Genomic DNA, 16,086 nt, shown 5'->3' with positions numbered 1-16,086 from the left:
AGGTCGCCCAGCCGGGCGGAGAGATACGGCAGCTGGCCGCCGGCCTTCATCCGGTGCAGCAGGGGTCCGCCGGCGGGCGGCGGCGCGGCGAGCGCTGGGGCGGGGCCTCGCCCTGGCGCAGCGCGTCGACCAGGGCGTGCAGGTCGGCCTCACCGTGCGCGGCGGTACGGCGCAGGGCGGCGACGCGGTCGGAGACCGAGCGGGCGGCGCGGTCGGCGGCCACGGCGGCGATGAGGATGCCGGCGACGGTCACGGTGACCGCTCCGGCGATCACGGCCCACAGCATGGGCCCGGTGCGCGCACCGGAGGACCGGATGCTGAACAGAACGGCGGCGGTGGCGCTGAGGGCGACCGCGACGGGCGGCAGCACGGCGAGCCGCATGAGCTGGGGCCGTATGTGCGTCTCGGGCAGTGCGGGAGCGGGTCGGGCGACCGGTCGCCCGTGCCGTCCGCCCTCCCGGCGGTCGGCACGGCCGGCCGGTGCTCGGAGGTGAGACATCTGCGTCCTCGTACTTGTCCGTCGGGCTGCCATGCGGCCACTGACAGTAGTCGCCTCCGCATCATGTGCGGGGGGCAGTTGACAAAGTCCCGCAGGATTGGTCCCGCTCTGGTATGAACTCTCGTACGACAGACCGATAACCTCGCGACATTCCGCACACCTGTTCACCCGGCCCGCCCCAGGTCGGATTGTTACGGAGAGTGTCCGCCTTGGCCTGGGGTGGCTCGCGGAGGGACGAGGACGGTCACAGAGCCGTCAGACAGAACTGCACGAGCCCGGCGTCGACGTCCAGGATGTTGCGCTCCATCTCCTGCCACGGCGGGTGGAAGCCGCCGTGGCGGTCGCCCCACTCCACAGTGAAGCCGAGGATGCCGCCCTTGGTACGCGTGGTGTCGGCGAAGTGCCGCGCGTAGGCGTAGTCGTCGCTGGTGCCACAGGTCGGATACAGGTGGAAGGCGGACTTCGCGGTGTAGGTACGGCCTCCCACGCCCTTGACGGCCGCGCAGAACTTCTGTGCGAGGTCGACGCAGTCGTTGGCGTCGTCCTTCGGGATGAACTCCCCGTACGTGCCGTTGCCCAGCCCCCGCCGGTAGTCGAACGCGGAGTTGAGGAAGTTCTGTTCCTCGTCCTGGGACTGGTTCTCGTCGTCACCCCAGTTGGTCAGCATGTCGTCGGAGTAGCTGTGCACGTCGACGAACCAGCGGGTGCGGGGGTGGGTGTCGAGCAGCCAGCGGACGTTGCGGGTCTCGGGCTCCGAGAAGGCGCTCGGCCCCTGGTAGACGTCGCTGGCCGGGTCGTCCGAGACCTGCACCGGGGCGCTCGGGTCGAAGGCCCGGGTGAAGTCGAAGAGGAAGTCGTAGTTGCGGTTGATGTCGACGCCGATGCGGGCCGGGTCGCCACCCGAGTTCGCCGGATTGCGGTTCTTGCGCCACATCGGCGCGACGGTCTGGCTGTGCAGCCGGCCGTCCGGGTTGACCAGGGGGAACACGACGAGCTCCAGCCCGTCCACGATCCTGCGCACCTCGTCGCGGGTGAAGTGCGTACCCCCGTAGCCGAGACCGGTGCCGGTGGCGTAGGCCTCCAGCAGGTCGGCCGCGAAGTGGACGAGGATCTCGCAGCTGCCCCACTCCCGGGCATGCACCCCGCCGATCAGTACGGCGCAGTCCTTGGTGCCGGCGGGGGCGGAGCCGATCCGCAGGGCCCGGCAGGCCCGGCCCTCGACCGAGGACTCGGGGAGGTCGATGAGTTCGCTGGTGGCCGGGTAGGCGGTGGCCAGGCTGGTCACGGCGGAGTCGACCTCGGTGATGTTCAGATACGGCATGGTGTCCTCCTGGGCGTCCTATGCCTTGGCGGCCAGGCCGCGGGGGACCGCGTCGGCGGGGGCGAAGCGGTCGCCCTGGCCGACCTCGGCCTGGCGGGCGCGGCCGACGGCCGTGGCGTCCTCGATCGTCGTGACCGAGACTCCCTCGCGTTCGAGGGCCTCCGCCTGCTCGGCGGTCACATAGGCGTCGATGGCGACGGTGCCGTCGGCGGACCGGTGGGGACGGCCGCCGACGTCGGGGCGGGCGTCCCGCAGCAGGGCAAGCAGGGTGTCGGCGTCACGGGCGGTGACGCGCACCCGGAGGATGGGCTCGGAAGTGCTGGACATGACGGCTTCTTCCGGCGCCGTCGGCCGCCTGGGCGGCGTCGGCGGCGCGAGTGGTACGGGTGAAGAGCGCGCGCAGTTCGACGGTGTCTGTAAGCATATGCCCGATGTGTACGTCGTATCCTCAGCGTGCTCCGCCCCGGTAGAAGGCGTCAAGCGGAGGCTCGGGGAGACTGCCCAGCAGGGTGTTCAGGCCGGCCATCAGCTCGCGTTCGTCGTCGTAGTCGTCGAAGCGTGGGACGAGGGCGCGTAGCCGCGGGTACTCGGCCGCGGGCAGCCGGTGCAGACCCAGGCGCAGCATGACGTCGGGCTCCTCGGGATCGTCGACGACCTGGCGCTTGTCCACGAGGAGGCAGCCGAGGGTCCAGGCGACGAAGGTGCGGTAGACCGTGAGCGCGGTGGCGTCGTCGAATCCGGCGCGGGTGAGGACGGCGAGCATGTGCTCGGTGAGCTGGAGCCAGGCCCTCGGGCGGCGGGCCACGGGCACGGCGAGCGGGCGGGTGGCGACCACCGGCAGGATCTGCGGATGGGCGTGCACGACGCAGGCGAAGGCCCGCGCGATCCGGCACAGTTCTCCCCGCCAGGGCGGTTCGGCCGGTCCGGCGCCGCCGTCGGCGCGGGACTCCTGGGCCGAGGTGCGCAGCCGTTCGTTGACCTCTTCGAAGAACGCCTCGACCAACCCGTCGAGCAGGCCTTCCTTGCCGTCGGTGTAGCGGTAGAGGGCCATCGGTTCCACGCCCAGGTCGGCGGCCAGGCGGCGCATGGTCAGGGCCGCGAGCCCGGCCCGGTCGACGAGGGCTACAGCGGCACTGAGCACCAGCGGGCGGCTGAGGCGTCCCCGCCTCTCGGGGGTGTCGCGCTGAACCATGGCCGCACTCCGGATACGACGTATATGTCGTTGTTAATTGTACGTTTTATCCTCGCTCGGCGGATTCCGCTCCGGGTGACGGGTAAGTCCGCGTCGGCCGCGGGGCCCGATTGACGCGAGCACGTCCGGAACGCCCCGTTCCACTTCCCAATGATCAATTCCACGTAGATGTTCATCTTATTCTGTCAAGATCAAGCAAAGCCCCTGTGAGACCGACCGGCCGGTCAGCCATCCGCCAACACGGGCGAAATGCCTCATCACGACGGCCGCCGGCGACCCGCCGCCCGGTGGGCGCGCCTCCGCCCCCGCTCCGACCAGGCAACACGGCCTACTTCTTTCCGTATTGATGGAGAGATCTTTACCAGCGGCCCACACCTGAGGATGCGCTGCGAATAATCACTTCGCCCCCCACCTTCTTACCTGGCACTTATCTTTCACAGGAGTTTTGGATGAGTCGTGCCCGCTTGAGAGCGCGGCCGAGACCGTTCAGGACAGAACCGTCCCGCCTGTCACCAGGGTTGCGCCGCACCGCCGGTCTGCTCTCCCTGGTGCTGCTCGCCGAGACGGCTTTCGTACTGCAGTCGACCGGCACCGCCTTCGCCACCCCCGATGTCGCCGCCCACGCGCGGACGGCGACATCGGCGAAGCCCTCCCCCCATGGCCCCGCGCAGGCCGAGGACGAAGCATCCGCCGTCCTGATGGCCCGGTTGCAGCACCGCAGGATCGAGGTGCTGAACGACCGGACGGAGAACACCACCACCTGGGCGCTTCCGTCGGGGGCCTTCCAGACCGAGTCCTTCGCCGGACCGATCCGGGTGAAGCAGGGCGGTACCTGGAGGGACGTCGACACCGCGCTGACGCACACGGGCACCACGCTGGCCCCCAAGGCCGCCGCCGCCCACGTCGCCGTGTCCGACGGCGGTGACACGTCGCTGGCCTCGGTGTCCCGGGGGTCCGCGTCGTTCGGCATCGGCTGGCAGAGCAAGCTGCCGGCGCCGAAGGTCACGGGCGCGACCGCCTCCTACGGCCTGGGCAGCGGCCAGACGCTGAAGGCGACGGCGCTGCCGCAGGGCTTCAGCGAGACCGTCAACCTCGCCCACGCCCCCGCGTCGCGACCGTCGTACCGCATCCCGCTGCATCTGAAGGGCCTGAAGCTCTCCGCCACGAAGGCCGGGCACCTGCAGTTGAAGGACGCCCACGGCCACCTGGTGGCCGACGCTCCGGCGCCGCGCATGTGGGACGCCTCCAAGGACCCGCGCTCCGGGGAGTCCGCGCACGTCGCGAAGGTCGCCACCAAGGTCGAGACGGCCGCGGACGGCCGGCAGACCCTGGTACTCACCCCGGACGCGTCCTTCCTGGCCCGCAAGGACCTGACCTACCCGGTGACGGTCGACCCGACCTCCACACTGGCGGTCACCACCGACACCTGGGTGCAGACCCCCGACTACCTGGACTCCCAGCGCGGTTCGACGGAGCTGAAGTCCGGCACCTACGACAGCGGCACCCATGTGGCGCGCTCGTACCTGAACTTCGACGTGTCGAAGTTCACGGGCAAGCACATCCTGGACACCAACCTGGCGCTGTACTCGTACTACTCCTCGACCTGTTCCACCTCCGGGTCGGGCACCCAGGTGCGGCGGATCACCTCCAGCTGGGACTCCTCGACGATCACCTGGGGTGCCCAGCCGTCGACCACCACCACCGGCGCGGTCACCAACAAGGCGGCGCTCGGCTACGACTCCTCCTGCCCGGCCGGCACGATGAACTTCGACGTCGACGCCATCGTGCAGGCCTGGGCGAGCGGCTCGGCCAACTACGGCCTGCAGGTCCGCGGCGCCACCGAGACCGACACGCTGACCTGGCGGCGTTTCCGCTCCGCCAACTACATCTCCGGCGACTCCTCGGTCGAACCGCACCTGACGGTCACCTACAACTCGTACCCGGCCGTGCCGACGTCGGTGGCGATCTCGCCGTCCCAGGTGAACGCCTACAACGGCAAGCGGTACGCCACCTCGCTGACGCCTCAGCTGTCCGCCAAGGTCACTGACGCCGACGGCGGTACCGTCAAGGCCCAGTTCGAGGTCACGCCCGACCCGGCCTACAACGACGCGGGCACGTACTCGTACACCGCCACCTCGTCGAGCGTGGCGTCCGGCTCGACGGCGACCCTGACCGTGCCGTCCGCCAACGCCTTCCCGTCCGGGTCCCATCTGCGGGTGCGGGTGCGCGGCTACGACAGCACCGACTACGGCTCGTGGTCCGGCTACACCACCTTCGTGCTCAACACCGCCAAGCCGGCCGCCCCGAGCATCACCTGCGACCCGTACACCGAGAGTTCCTGGACGGCCACCTCCTCCGGCGGTGCGACCTGCACCCTGGACACGTCCGCCACCGACGGGCAGGGCTACTACTGGGGCCTGGACGACTCCAGCACCCCGCACCGGATCGACGACACCACCGACGGCAGCGGTGGCGACCCGCTGACCATCACCGTCGACCCCGCCGACGGCTGGCACACCCTGTACGCCAAGACCGTCGACTCCGGCGGCAACCTGTCCACCACGACGACCCAGTACGCCTTCGGCGTCGGGGCCGACGGCGCGGCCGTACTGGCGCCCGGTGACGGCGACCGGCCCGCGCGGCGCGTCGCGCTGTCCGCCACCGGCAAGTCCACCTACACCGGGGTGACCTACCAGTACCGGCGTGGCGAGACCGACTCCTGGCACACGGTGCCGCTGGCCGACGTCACCAAGAACAGCGACGGTTCGGCGGTCACCTCCTGGCCCCTGGCGGCACCGAACGGCGCGCCGCCCGCCCTGGCCTGGAACATCACCACCAGCCTGAGCGAGGACGGCCCGGTCGACATCCGTGCCGCCTTCACGGACGGGACCACCACCGGCTACGCGCAGCCCGTGACGGTCACCGTCGACCGCAACGCCGGCGACGCCCCTTCGGCCGACGTCGGCCCCGGCTCGGCGAACGAACTGACCGGTGACTACACCCTGCCGTCCACCGATGCCTCGGCGTTCGGCATGACGGTCACCCGCACGGCCTCGTCCCGCCGCCCGACCGCGGGCGCCGACGCCGAGGGCCAGGCGCCCGTCTTCGGCCCCCAGTGGACCTCCGGCACCGCGTCGCAGACCTCCGACTCCGGCTGGGACTACCTGCGGCAGACCTCGTCCACCTCGGTCGGCGTCGTGGACAGCGAGGGCGACGAAACCGGCTTCACCGCCACCAGCGGCGGCGGCTGGAAGCCGGAGCCGGGTGCGGAGGACCTCACCCTCACCGGCTCTCTGACCGGCACCTTCACGCTCAAGGACGACCAGGGCACCACGACCACCTTCGCGAAGGTGGACCCGGCGGCGACCACCTGGCAGGTGTCCACCACGTTCACGCCCCTCTCCGACTCCACCACCACGGTGGTGTCCGAGAAGGTGACGTCGGGCACCAGCACGCTGGCCCGCCCGAAGTACCTGATCGCCCCGACGTCCGCGGTCAGCGCGTCGACGTGTGCGGCCACGCCGTCCACCGCGGGCTGCCGGATGCTGCAGTACGTCTACGCGACCTCCACCACCGCCACCTCCAGCGCTCTGGGCGACTACACCGGCCAGGTGAAGCAGATCCTGGAGTGGGCCACCACCCCCGGCGCCACGACGTCCACGTCCACGGCGATCGCGCAGTACGCGTACGACGACTCCGGCCGGCTGCGCGAGGAGTGGGACCCCCGGATCTCGCCCGCGCTGAAGACCGCGTACACCTACGACAGCGCGGGACGCGTCGCGACCCTGACCCCGGCGGGCGAACTGCCGTGGACCTTCACCTACGGCACGGCCGGCAACGCCGCCACCGCCGGTGCGGGCATGCTGCTGTCCGCGTCCCGGCCCACGCTCGTGCAGGGCTCGCAGAACCAGACCGACGGCGGCACGGCCACCGTCTCGATGGTCTACGACGTCCCGCTGAGCGGCAGCACCGCCCCGTACCAGATGGGCACGTCCGACGTGGCCGCCTGGGGGCAGACGGACGTGCCGACGGACGCCGCCGCGGTGTTCCCCGCGGACTCGGTGCCCGCCTCGCACGACGGAGCCGGCCTGACCTCGTCGTCGTACACCCGCGCGTCGCTGACCTACGCGGACGCCTCCGGCCGCGAGGTGAACTCCGCGGCGCCGGGCGGGCACATCACCACCACCGAGTACGACGGCTCCGGCAACACGGTGCGGGAGCTGACCGCCGGCAACCGCGAGCTGGCGCTCGCCTCCTCCGGCACGGGCCTGGCCCAGCTCACCTCGCTCGGCATCAGCGGTCTGTCCACCGCGGACCGGGCCGAGCAGCTGTCCACCACCCACGTGTACTCCAGCGACGGGGTGCGCGAGCTGCAGCAGTACGACCCGCTGCACATGGTCACGCTCACCGGCACCCTCAAGGCCGGCACGGGCGGCACCGACCTGCCCGCCGGCACCGCCATCGCCGCCCGCCGGCACACGGTGACCACGTACGACGAGGGCCGTCCCACCGACGGCACCGCCTCGGTCAGCAACGAGCCCACGACCGTCGTCGTCGGCGCGCACGTGGACGGCTACCCGTCCGACGCGGACACCCGCACGACCGCGACCGCCTACGACTGGGTCAAGGGCCTGCCGACCTCGACCACGCAGGACCCGTCGGGCCTGGCCATCACGCGCAAGACCTCGTACGACGCGCAGGGGCGTGAGGTCAAGGGCATCATGCCCAAGTCGAACGGCTCGGACGCCGGTACCACGGTCACCACCTACTGGTCGGCCACCGGCACGGGCAGCTGCCAGGGCCGCCCCGAGTGGGCGGACATGGTGTGCTCCGTCGGTCCGGCCGGCGCCATCACCGGCGGCGGCAGCAACCCGGCCCAACTGCCCACCAAGACGTACGAGTACGACCGGTGGGGCAACGTCTCCAAGGAGACGCGGACCTCGGGCGGCACCACCCGCACCACCACCGTCACCACCGACGCGGCGGGCCGCACCACCACCGTCAGCATCACCGGCGGCACGGGCACCGCGGTCGCCGACACCACCGCCACCTACGACGCGTCGACGGGCAACGTCGCCACCGTCGCGTCGGGCGGGCACACCGTGCGGCGGACGTACGACACCCTGGGCCGGGACATCTCCTACGACGACGGCGCGGGCAACGTCCGCACCACCGCGTACGACGTCCTGAGCCGTCCGGTGAAGACGACCGACTCGGCCCCGTCGACCACCACGTACACCTACGACACCACCAAGGACCCGCGCGGTGTGGAGACCTCCCGCACCGACTCCGTGGCGGGTACCTTCAACGCCACCTACGACGCGGACGGCGGTGTGGCCACCGAGCAGCTGCCGGGCGGCTACACCCTCACCGTCGGCACGGACCAGACAGGAGCACAGACCTCCAGGACCTACACGCGCGACAGCGACGGCACCGTCGTCGCGTCCGACTCCGCCGAGCGCTCCGTTCAGGACCAGGTGGTCGCGGACGACGACACCAACGGGCAGACGGCCAGCCGTGACTACGGCTACGACCAGAGCGGCCGGCTCACCCGCGCCGACGACAGCAGCCCGGACGGCACCTGCACCAGGCGCGACTACGGGTTCGACAGCAACTCCAACCGCACCAGCGAGGCGGTCTCGGTGGGCGCGGCCGGCGCCGGCTGCTCCTCGACCGGTGCGACCAGCACCACCAACACCTACGACAGCGCCGACCGGCTGGTGAACGCCGGAACCGTCTACGACGCGTTCGGCCGCACCACCACCAAGGCGAACGGCACCACCTTCGCGTACTACACCACCGACCTGGTCAGGCAGGAGACCTCCGGCACCCGCCGGCAGACCTGGACCATGGACGCGGTCGGACGTCTGGCGTCCTCGGTCACCGAGACCCAGAACGCCGACAGCACCTGGAGCCAGACGGCGGTCAGGACCGACCACTACGGGGACGACACCGACAGCCCCGACTGGTCGACGGTGGACGCGCAGGGCACCATCAGCCGCAACGTCCAGGGCATCGGGGGCGGCCTCGACGCCGTCACCGGCGCCGCGACCGGTACCGTCCTGCAGCTGGCCGACCTGGCCGGCAACACGACGGTCCAGTTGCCTCTGGACCAGTCGGCCCCGGTCGTCTCGCAGTCCTTCGACGAGTTCGGCAACCCCGAGTCCGGCACCGCCACGGCGACGTACGGCTTCCGCGGTGCCACGCTGCGGAACAGCGGAACCGTCTCGGGCGACGTCCTCATGGGGCTGCGCGTCTACGACCCGTCCACCGGACGCTTCCTGCAGAGCGACCCGGTGCCGGGCGGATCGGCGAACGCCTACGACTACGCCGGCCACGACCCGTTGAACCAGCAGGACGACTCCGGTGCGTCGAGCCACTGCAAGTGCACCCGGTACAACAACTACTGGCGGGAGACGTCCGTCGGCCACATCCACTGGGGCCACTGGCACGACAACTACAGCAAGTGGATGAAGAGCTGGTTCAAGCGCAACGCGCTCAACCTCTTCAACTGGATCTTCGCTGGGATGTCCTACGGCAACCTGCGTATCAAGGTCGTCGGCATGAAGACCCGGTACGGCTACCAGAACTGGTACTTCAGGCGCTGCTACCACGGACGGTGGCAGCACGAGAAGGAGACCTACTACTGGTACGTGGCGAAGGGGACCGTGGAGATCACCGCCCTGTGGTTCCTGACCTGGCGGCGCACCCTCTACGACGGCCCGTACATGTACGACGCCAGAATCAGGTACTACTGACCCAGGCCGTGACCTGCCGGGCAGGGTGGGGCGTCACTGCCCACCCTGCCCGGTGGCGGTCGCGAGTCGAGCTCTCGAGGAATCATGGGAATCTCCGTTTCACACGATCCGGTCCGGATCCTGCTGGGCGTCCTCTGCCTCGCGCTGAACATCGGATGCTCCGTGGCCGCCTCTCGCATCGCCCGCCGAAAGGGGGCGGACCACCGCGACTGGAGCTTCGCCGCGCTGTTCTTCGGGCCCACAGCGATTGTCGCCCTCCTCCTGTTCGGCGGACGCAAGAACCACAAGAAGGTCTACCTGTGGGAGAAATGAAGGGAAAAATGAACGACCGCCCTCACCACCGCCGGGGTGGAACAGCGACGTGGCGCCTCCTCGCCGCTCCGCTCGCCGGCTGCGTCCTCGCCCTCTCGGGCTGCAGCGGCGGCACCGCGCACACCCACGGCTCCGCAGACGGCTGGCACCGTCCGATGGCCGCGCCGAGCGCTCCGACCCCGCGGGCCCGGCCGGTACCCGCGGCCGAGCCGACCGACACGGTGCTGCCGACGGTCTCCGGGCGATTCGGGCAGCGGGCCTCGATCACTGTGCCCAAGACCCGCCCGAGCGGACGGTTCGTCGTCGCCCCCCAGCTCAGGGGGGACGGGCGGGCGGCACACACGGGAGACGTCGCCGTCGTCAGGTACACGGCCAAGGTGTGGCGCACCGGCCGGACCCTGCCCGGCCCGTACGACAAGGGCGCGCACCCCTTGGTGTTCGCCGTGGGCCGGGGCGCCACGCTCCCCGCGCTCGACCGGGCGGTCGCCGGGCAGCGGGCCGGGAGCCGGGTGCTCGTCGTCGCCCCGCCGGCGGCGGCCTACGGCCAGACCGGTGCGGCCCGCCTCGGGGTGTCGGGCAAGGACACGGTGGTCTTCGTGGTGGACGTGGTGAACGTCGTCGCCGCGCACGCGCTCGTCCCGGGTGACCAGCGTGCCCTGGCCGGCTCGCTGCCGCAGGTCGGCCCCGACCACGCGCGGGGCACGGCCGCCATCGCGGTGCCCGACCGCGACGCGCCGCGGCACGCGGTCACCGCCCCGCTCGTGACGGGCGGCGGACCGGTCGTGAAGGCCGGTCAGACGGTGGTGCTGCAGTACTCCTCGGCCGTCTGGCAGACCGAGCGCGGCAAGGACCGGGCCGCGCTGGCCCAGAGTTCGGCGGCCGGCGGCGGCCCGCTCGCGGTCGTGATCGGGCGCGGCAATGTGCTCAAGGGCTGGGACAAGGCGCTGGTGGGCAGTCGAGTGGGCAGCCGGCTGCTCCTGGTGCTCCCGCCCGACCAGGCCTATGGGGCCCGTCCGCCGAAGGGAATTCCCGCGGGCGCCTCATTGGTCTGCGTGATCGACATCCTGGCGGCGGCGTAACTCCCGGCCGGGGCAGGGCGGCTGCGATCACCACGTGATCCGTGCCGGGGCGCCGCTCGCGGGGCCCCGCCCCATCGAGGGTCCCCTCGCGAAGGCAGGGTGCCCCGCGTCCGTTCGTCAGCACGAAGCGCGGGGCACCCTGTCGATCGGGGTGGAGAGTCAGTTCTCGGTTTCGAAGGTGCGCAGCAGATCTGCGGCGACGCTCAGGGCGATCGTCGCGGGTTCCTTGCCGGTGATGTCGGCCAGGCCGATCGGAGTCTTGATCCGGTCGATGGTGGCCTCGTCGTGACCGCCCTCGGTGGCGAGGCGTTTGCGGAACCGCACCCACTTGGCCGCCGACCCGATCAGCCCGATGGTCCCGAGATGGGTCGTACGCAAGGCGGCGTCGCACAGAGCGGCGTCCTCGGCGTGATCGTGGGTCATGATCAGGATGTGGGTGCCGCGCGGCAACTCCTCCAGCACCTCCTCGGGCAACAGCGGCGTGTGATGCACACGCACCTGCGCCACCGCGTCCGCCAGCACGCCGAGCCGCTCCTCGGCGAGGACGTCGGAGCGCGAGTCGATCAGGTGGAGGTCGATGTCCTGACGTGCCAGGATGCGCGCCAGTTCCAGCCCGACGTGCCCGACGCCGAAGATCGCCACCGCCCGTACCACCGGCAGCGGTTCGAGCAGCACCGAGACCGTACCGCCGCAGCACTGCACGCCGTGCTGGTTGGTCACCTTGTCGTTCAGGGCGAAATCGATCAGTTCCGGCTCCGGCTTGGACACGGCGATCATCTCCCGGGCCCGGTCGATCGCGACGGCCTCGACATTGCCGCCGCCGATCGAGCCCCATGTCTCGGTCCGCCCCACGACGAGTTTGGCACCGGCGTCGCGCGGGGCATGGCCGCGCACGGTCGCGACGGTCACCAGCACGCCGGGCTCCCGGCGTGCCCGCAACCGTGCGACCGCGGCGATCCACGTCATGTCAGGCACCGTTCAGCGCGTTCGCATCGGCCGGGACCTTGTCGCCGGCGGCATGCCCGTTCGCGGTGTGTCCGTTCGCGGTGTCTCCGTTCGCGGCGAGCGCGCCCGGGGCCTGCCCGTTGCGGGAGGCACCGCTCTGGCGAGCCGTCTGGATCGCCCAGTACACCGCCTCCGGCGTCGCGGGCGAGGCCAGCTCGACGCTGACCCCGTTCGGCCCGAACGCGGCGGCGGCCTGCCGCAGCGCTTCGCGCACCGAGAACGCCAGCATCAGCGGAGGCTCGCCCACCGCCTTCGACCCGTAGACCGCGCCCTCCTCGGTCGCGTTCTCCAGCAGCGTGACGTTGAACTCCTCGGGCATCTCCGAGAAGCTCGGCAGCTTGTAGGTGCTCGCGGCCTGGGTCTGCAGCCGGCCGCGGTGCGGCCCGGCACTGGTGTCCCAGCGCAGGTCCTCGAGCGTCAGCCAGCCCGCGCCCTGCACGAAACCGCCCTCGACCTGACCGATGTCGATCATCGGGGACAGGCTGTCGCCGACGTCGTGCACGATGTCCACCCGCCGGATGCGGTAGGAGCCGGTGAAGCCGTCCACCTCGACCTCGGTCGCGGCGGCGCCGTGGGCGAAGTACTTGAACGGCGAGCCCCGGAACGTCTTCGCGTCCCAGTGCAGCCCCTCGGTCCGGTAGAAACCGGCTGCCGACAGCTGCACCCGCTGGAAGTACGCGGTGCGCACCAGGTCGTCCCAGGCCAGCTCCTTGTCGCTGCCGAGGGCGCGCGCGACGCCCTCGACGATGCGCACGTCCGAGGCGTTCGCGCCCAGCTGGGTGGCGGCCACCTGCAGCAGCCGCTCACGCAACTGCTCGCAGGCGTTCTTCACCGCCCCGCCATTGAGGTCCGCCCCGGAACTGGCGGCGGTGGCCGAGGTGTTGGGCACCTTGTCGGTGCGCGTCGGGGCGAGCCGGACCTTGTGCAGCGGGATGCCCAGCGTGGTCGCGGCCACCTGCAGCATCTTGGTGTGCAGGCCCTGGCCCATCTCGGTGCCGCCGTGGTTGATCAGGACGGAGCCGTCCTTGTAGATCAGCACCAGCGCGCCGCCCTGGTTGAAGGCGGTGAGGTTGAAGGAGATGCCGAACTTGATGCCGGTGATCGCGAGGGCCCGCTTGGTGTGCGGGTGCGCGGCGTTGAAGGCGGCGATCTCACGCTTGCGGTCGGCGACGCCGGCGTCGTCCTGCACCTGCCGCCAGACGGTGGAGATCCGTTCGGGCTGGGTGACCGGCTGTCCGTACGGTGTCGTCTGGCCCTGGCCCGGCTGGTAGAAGTTGCGTTCCCGCAGCTCCATGGGGTCCAGGCCGAGCCGCGGTGCGCAGCGGCCCAGGATGTCCTCGATCACCAGCATGCCCTGCGGTCCGCCGAAGCCGCGGAAGGCGGTGTTGGAGACCGTGTTGGTCTTGGCGATGCGGCCGGCGACGCGCGCGTTGGGGATCCAGTAGGTGTTGTCGATGTGGCACAGCGCGCGGGCCAGTACCGGCTCGGACAGGTCCAGGCTCCAGCCGCCGTCCGCGGTCAGGGTGGCGTCCAGGGCCTGGATGCGGCCGTCGGCGTCGAAGCCGATCTTCCACGTGGCGTGGAACCCGTGCCGCTTGCCGGACATGGTCAGGTCCTGCGTCCGGTTGAGCCGGAACCGGACCGGCCGTCCGGTCAGCTTGGCGCCGAGCGCGGCGACGGCCGCGAACCCGTGCGGCTGCATCTCCTTGCCGCCGAAGCCGCCACCCATCCGCAGGCACTGCACCGTCACCTCGTGGGCGGGCACCCCGAGCACGTGCGAGACGATCTCCTGGGTCTCCGACGGGTGCTGGGTGCTGCTCTGGATGAACACCTGCCCGTTCTCGTCCACCTGGGCCAGCGCCGCGTGCGTCTCGAGGTAGAAGTGCTCCTGGCCGGAGAACTGGAACTCGCCGGTGAACACGTGCGCGGAGTCGGCGAAGCCGGCGTCGATGTCGCCGGTCTCCATCAGGGGCTGGGCGCCGTGGTAGCTGCCCGCCGCGATCGCGTCCTGCAGTGTGATCACGGAGGGCTGTTCGTCGAGTTCCACCTCGACGGCCGCCGCACCTCGCCGGGCCGCCTCCAGGGTCTCGCCGAGCACCCAGGCGACCGCGTGGCCGTGGAACATGACCTCGTCGGGGAACAGCGGTTCGTCGTGCTTCATCCCGGCGTCGTTGACGCCGGGCACGTCGGCGCCGGTGAGGACGCGGACCACGCCGGGCACGGCGAGCGCGGGCCCGGTGCGCAGCGCGGTGATCCTGCCGTGGGCCTTCATGACCTGGACCGGGTACGCGTGCAGCACGTCCTTGGTGCGCTGGACCAGGTCGTCGGTGTAGAGCGCGGTGCCGGTGACGTGCAGGTAGGCACTCTCGTGCGGCATCGAGACACCGACGACGGGCTTCTCGGGGCGCTCGGACAAATGACTCATGACGACACCGCCTCGGTGGTCTGCGCGTACAGCTTCAGCAGGCTCTGGCCGAGCATCGCGGAGCGGTAGTCGGCGCTGGCGCGATGATCGCTCATCGGCGTGCCCTCGGCCCGCAGCACCCGGGCCGCGGCCTCGATGGTCTCCGCCGACCAGGGCCTGCCCTCCAGGGCCGCCTCGGTGGCGAGGGCGCGGATCGGGGTGGCGGCCACGCCGCCCAGGCCGATGCGCGCCTTGCGGACGGCTCCGTCCTCGATGTCGAGCGCGAAGGCGACGGCCACGCTGGAGATGTCGTCGAAGCGCCGCTTGGCGATCTTGTGGAAGGCCACGACCGGCGACAGCGGCAGCGGGATGCGCACCGCGCGGATCAGCTCACCGGGCCTGCGCACACTCTGCCGGTAGCCGGTGAAGTAGTCCGCCAGCGGGACCTCACGCTCACCGTCGGCGTCGGCCAGCACCACCGATGCCTCCAGTGCGAGCAGCGTCGGCGGGCTGTCACCGATGGGGGATCCGGTGCCCAGGTTGCCGCCGAAGGTCGCGCTGTTGCGAATGAGCCGGGATGCGAACTGCGGGAACAGCTGTGCCAGCAGCGGGACGTCGCCGTCGAGGCGGCGTTCGATCTCGGTGAGTGTCAGCGCCGCCCCGATCTCGATGTGGTCGGCTGCGACGCGCAGCTCCCGCAGTTCGGACAGCCGGTCGATGGCGACCACGCAATCCGCCCGGCGGGACCGGATGTTCACTTCGACGCCCCAGTCGGTGGAGCCGGCGACCACCACCGCGTCGGGCCGCTCGCGCAGCAACCGCAGCGTCTCGGCCAGGGTGCTCTTCCGCAGGAACGCGCTGTCGTCCTGGATGTACTCGGTGGCGACCGGTGCGGGCGGGGTCTGGTCGCGACGCTGCGCCAACGGGTCCTCGTCGGTGGGCACACCGACGGCGAACGCGGCGTCGCGAATGGGGCGGTAGCCGGTGCAGCGGCACAGGTTTCCGCTCAGCGCGTGCAGGTCAAAGCCGTTCGGACCGTGCTCGGCGTCGGTGCTGTCGGCCGCGTCCGCATGCGCGCAGCGGTTCGGCCGGTAGTACTCGGCGGCCATGCTGCAGACGAATCCCGGGGTGCAGTAACCGCATTGGGAGCCGCCGCGGACCGCCATCTCCTCCTGCACCGGGTGCAAGGCGGGCGGCGTGCCCGGTTCGCCCGCGGTGGCGAGACCTTCGGAGGTGATGACCTCCTGACCGTCGAGCGCCGCGACCGGGACCAGGCAGGCGTTGACCGCCACCCAGTCGGTGGGCTTGTTCACTCCGGGACGGGCCACCAGGACCGAGCAGGCGCCGCATTCACCCTCGGCGCAGCCCTCCTTGGTGCCGGTGAGGCCACGCTCGCGCAGGAAGTCCAGCACTGTGGTGTGGGGCGCAGCCGGGGAGATCGGTGTTTCTTTCCCGTTGACCGTGATCCGCGCCCCTACCATGACGGGCCTTCAATCCGGTGTGTGATCGGTCGATT

Annotated in this window: 9 protein-coding genes and 1 pseudogene; 3 read left to right on the top strand and 7 right to left on the bottom strand. The window is 71.0% G+C overall.

The features are described from left to right. Positions 1 to 64 precede the first annotated feature (64 nt). The 4 genes and pseudogenes from ACWC94_RS41025 to ACWC94_RS41010 form a co-directional block, all read right to left on the bottom strand. Positions 65 to 499 (bottom strand): annotated as a pseudogene (locus tag ACWC94_RS41025) (sensor histidine kinase); the annotation flags it as partial. A gap of 244 nt (positions 500 to 743) precedes the next feature. Further along, entirely contained in the window at positions 744 to 1,820 is a 1,077-nt protein-coding gene (locus ACWC94_RS41020) for a M14 family metallopeptidase (RefSeq protein ID WP_450802725.1), read from the bottom strand. Between the two features lie 18 nt (positions 1,821 to 1,838). After that, entirely contained in the window at positions 1,839 to 2,147 is a 309-nt protein-coding gene (locus tag ACWC94_RS41015) for a hypothetical protein (RefSeq protein WP_450802723.1), read from the bottom strand. Positions 2,148 to 2,268: 121 nt separating this feature from the next. After that, positions 2,269 to 3,012 (bottom strand): TetR/AcrR family transcriptional regulator, encoded by a 744-nt coding sequence (locus tag ACWC94_RS41010; protein WP_450802721.1) that lies wholly within the window; start codon positions 3,010 to 3,012, stop codon positions 2,269 to 2,271. A 518-nt stretch (positions 3,013 to 3,530) separates the two neighbouring features. Here ACWC94_RS41010 and ACWC94_RS41005 point away from each other — a divergent pair. The 3 genes from ACWC94_RS41005 (at position 3,531) to ACWC94_RS40995 (ending at position 11,161) form a co-directional block, all read left to right on the top strand. Further along, the gene (locus ACWC94_RS41005; RefSeq protein WP_450802720.1) at positions 3,531 to 9,770 is read left to right on the top strand and encodes a DNRLRE domain-containing protein; all 6,240 of its coding nucleotides are present in this window, start codon (positions 3,531 to 3,533) and stop codon (positions 9,768 to 9,770) included. An 84-nt stretch (positions 9,771 to 9,854) separates the two neighbouring features. Further along, positions 9,855 to 10,082 carry a hypothetical protein gene (locus ACWC94_RS41000; protein WP_450802718.1) on the top strand — a complete coding sequence of 76 codons (228 nt, stop codon included), beginning with the start codon at positions 9,855 to 9,857 and terminating at the stop codon, positions 10,080 to 10,082. A gap of 8 nt (positions 10,083 to 10,090) precedes the next feature. Further along, positions 10,091 to 11,161 carry an FKBP-type peptidyl-prolyl cis-trans isomerase gene (locus ACWC94_RS40995; RefSeq protein WP_450802716.1) on the top strand — a complete coding sequence of 357 codons (1,071 nt, stop codon included), beginning with the start codon at positions 10,091 to 10,093 and terminating at the stop codon, positions 11,159 to 11,161. A gap of 159 nt (positions 11,162 to 11,320) precedes the next feature. On the opposite strand, the gene xdhC is transcribed toward ACWC94_RS40995, so the two are convergent. Genes xdhC through ACWC94_RS40980 form a run of 3 tightly spaced genes read right to left on the bottom strand, consistent with a single transcriptional unit; the run spans position 11,321 to position 16,051 of the window. Next, entirely contained in the window at positions 11,321 to 12,127 is an 807-nt protein-coding gene (gene xdhC / locus ACWC94_RS40990; protein ID WP_450802714.1) for a xanthine dehydrogenase accessory protein XdhC, read from the bottom strand. Between the two features lies 1 nt (position 12,128). Next, complete coding sequence (gene xdhB, locus ACWC94_RS40985; RefSeq protein ID WP_450802712.1) at positions 12,129 to 14,591, bottom strand: xanthine dehydrogenase molybdopterin binding subunit; 2,463 nt, start codon at positions 14,589 to 14,591, stop codon at positions 12,129 to 12,131. Continuing rightward, entirely contained in the window at positions 14,588 to 16,051 is a 1,464-nt protein-coding gene (locus tag ACWC94_RS40980) for a xanthine dehydrogenase small subunit (RefSeq protein ID WP_450802710.1), read from the bottom strand. The genes xdhB and ACWC94_RS40980 overlap by 4 nt, the downstream gene beginning before the upstream one ends. Between the last annotated feature and the right edge of the window lie 35 nt (positions 16,052 to 16,086).

This window comes from Streptomyces sp. NPDC001135 (assembly GCF_053598395.1).
Note: the sequence above shows the minus strand (reverse complement) of the source record. Positions and strands in the feature narration are given on the sequence as shown.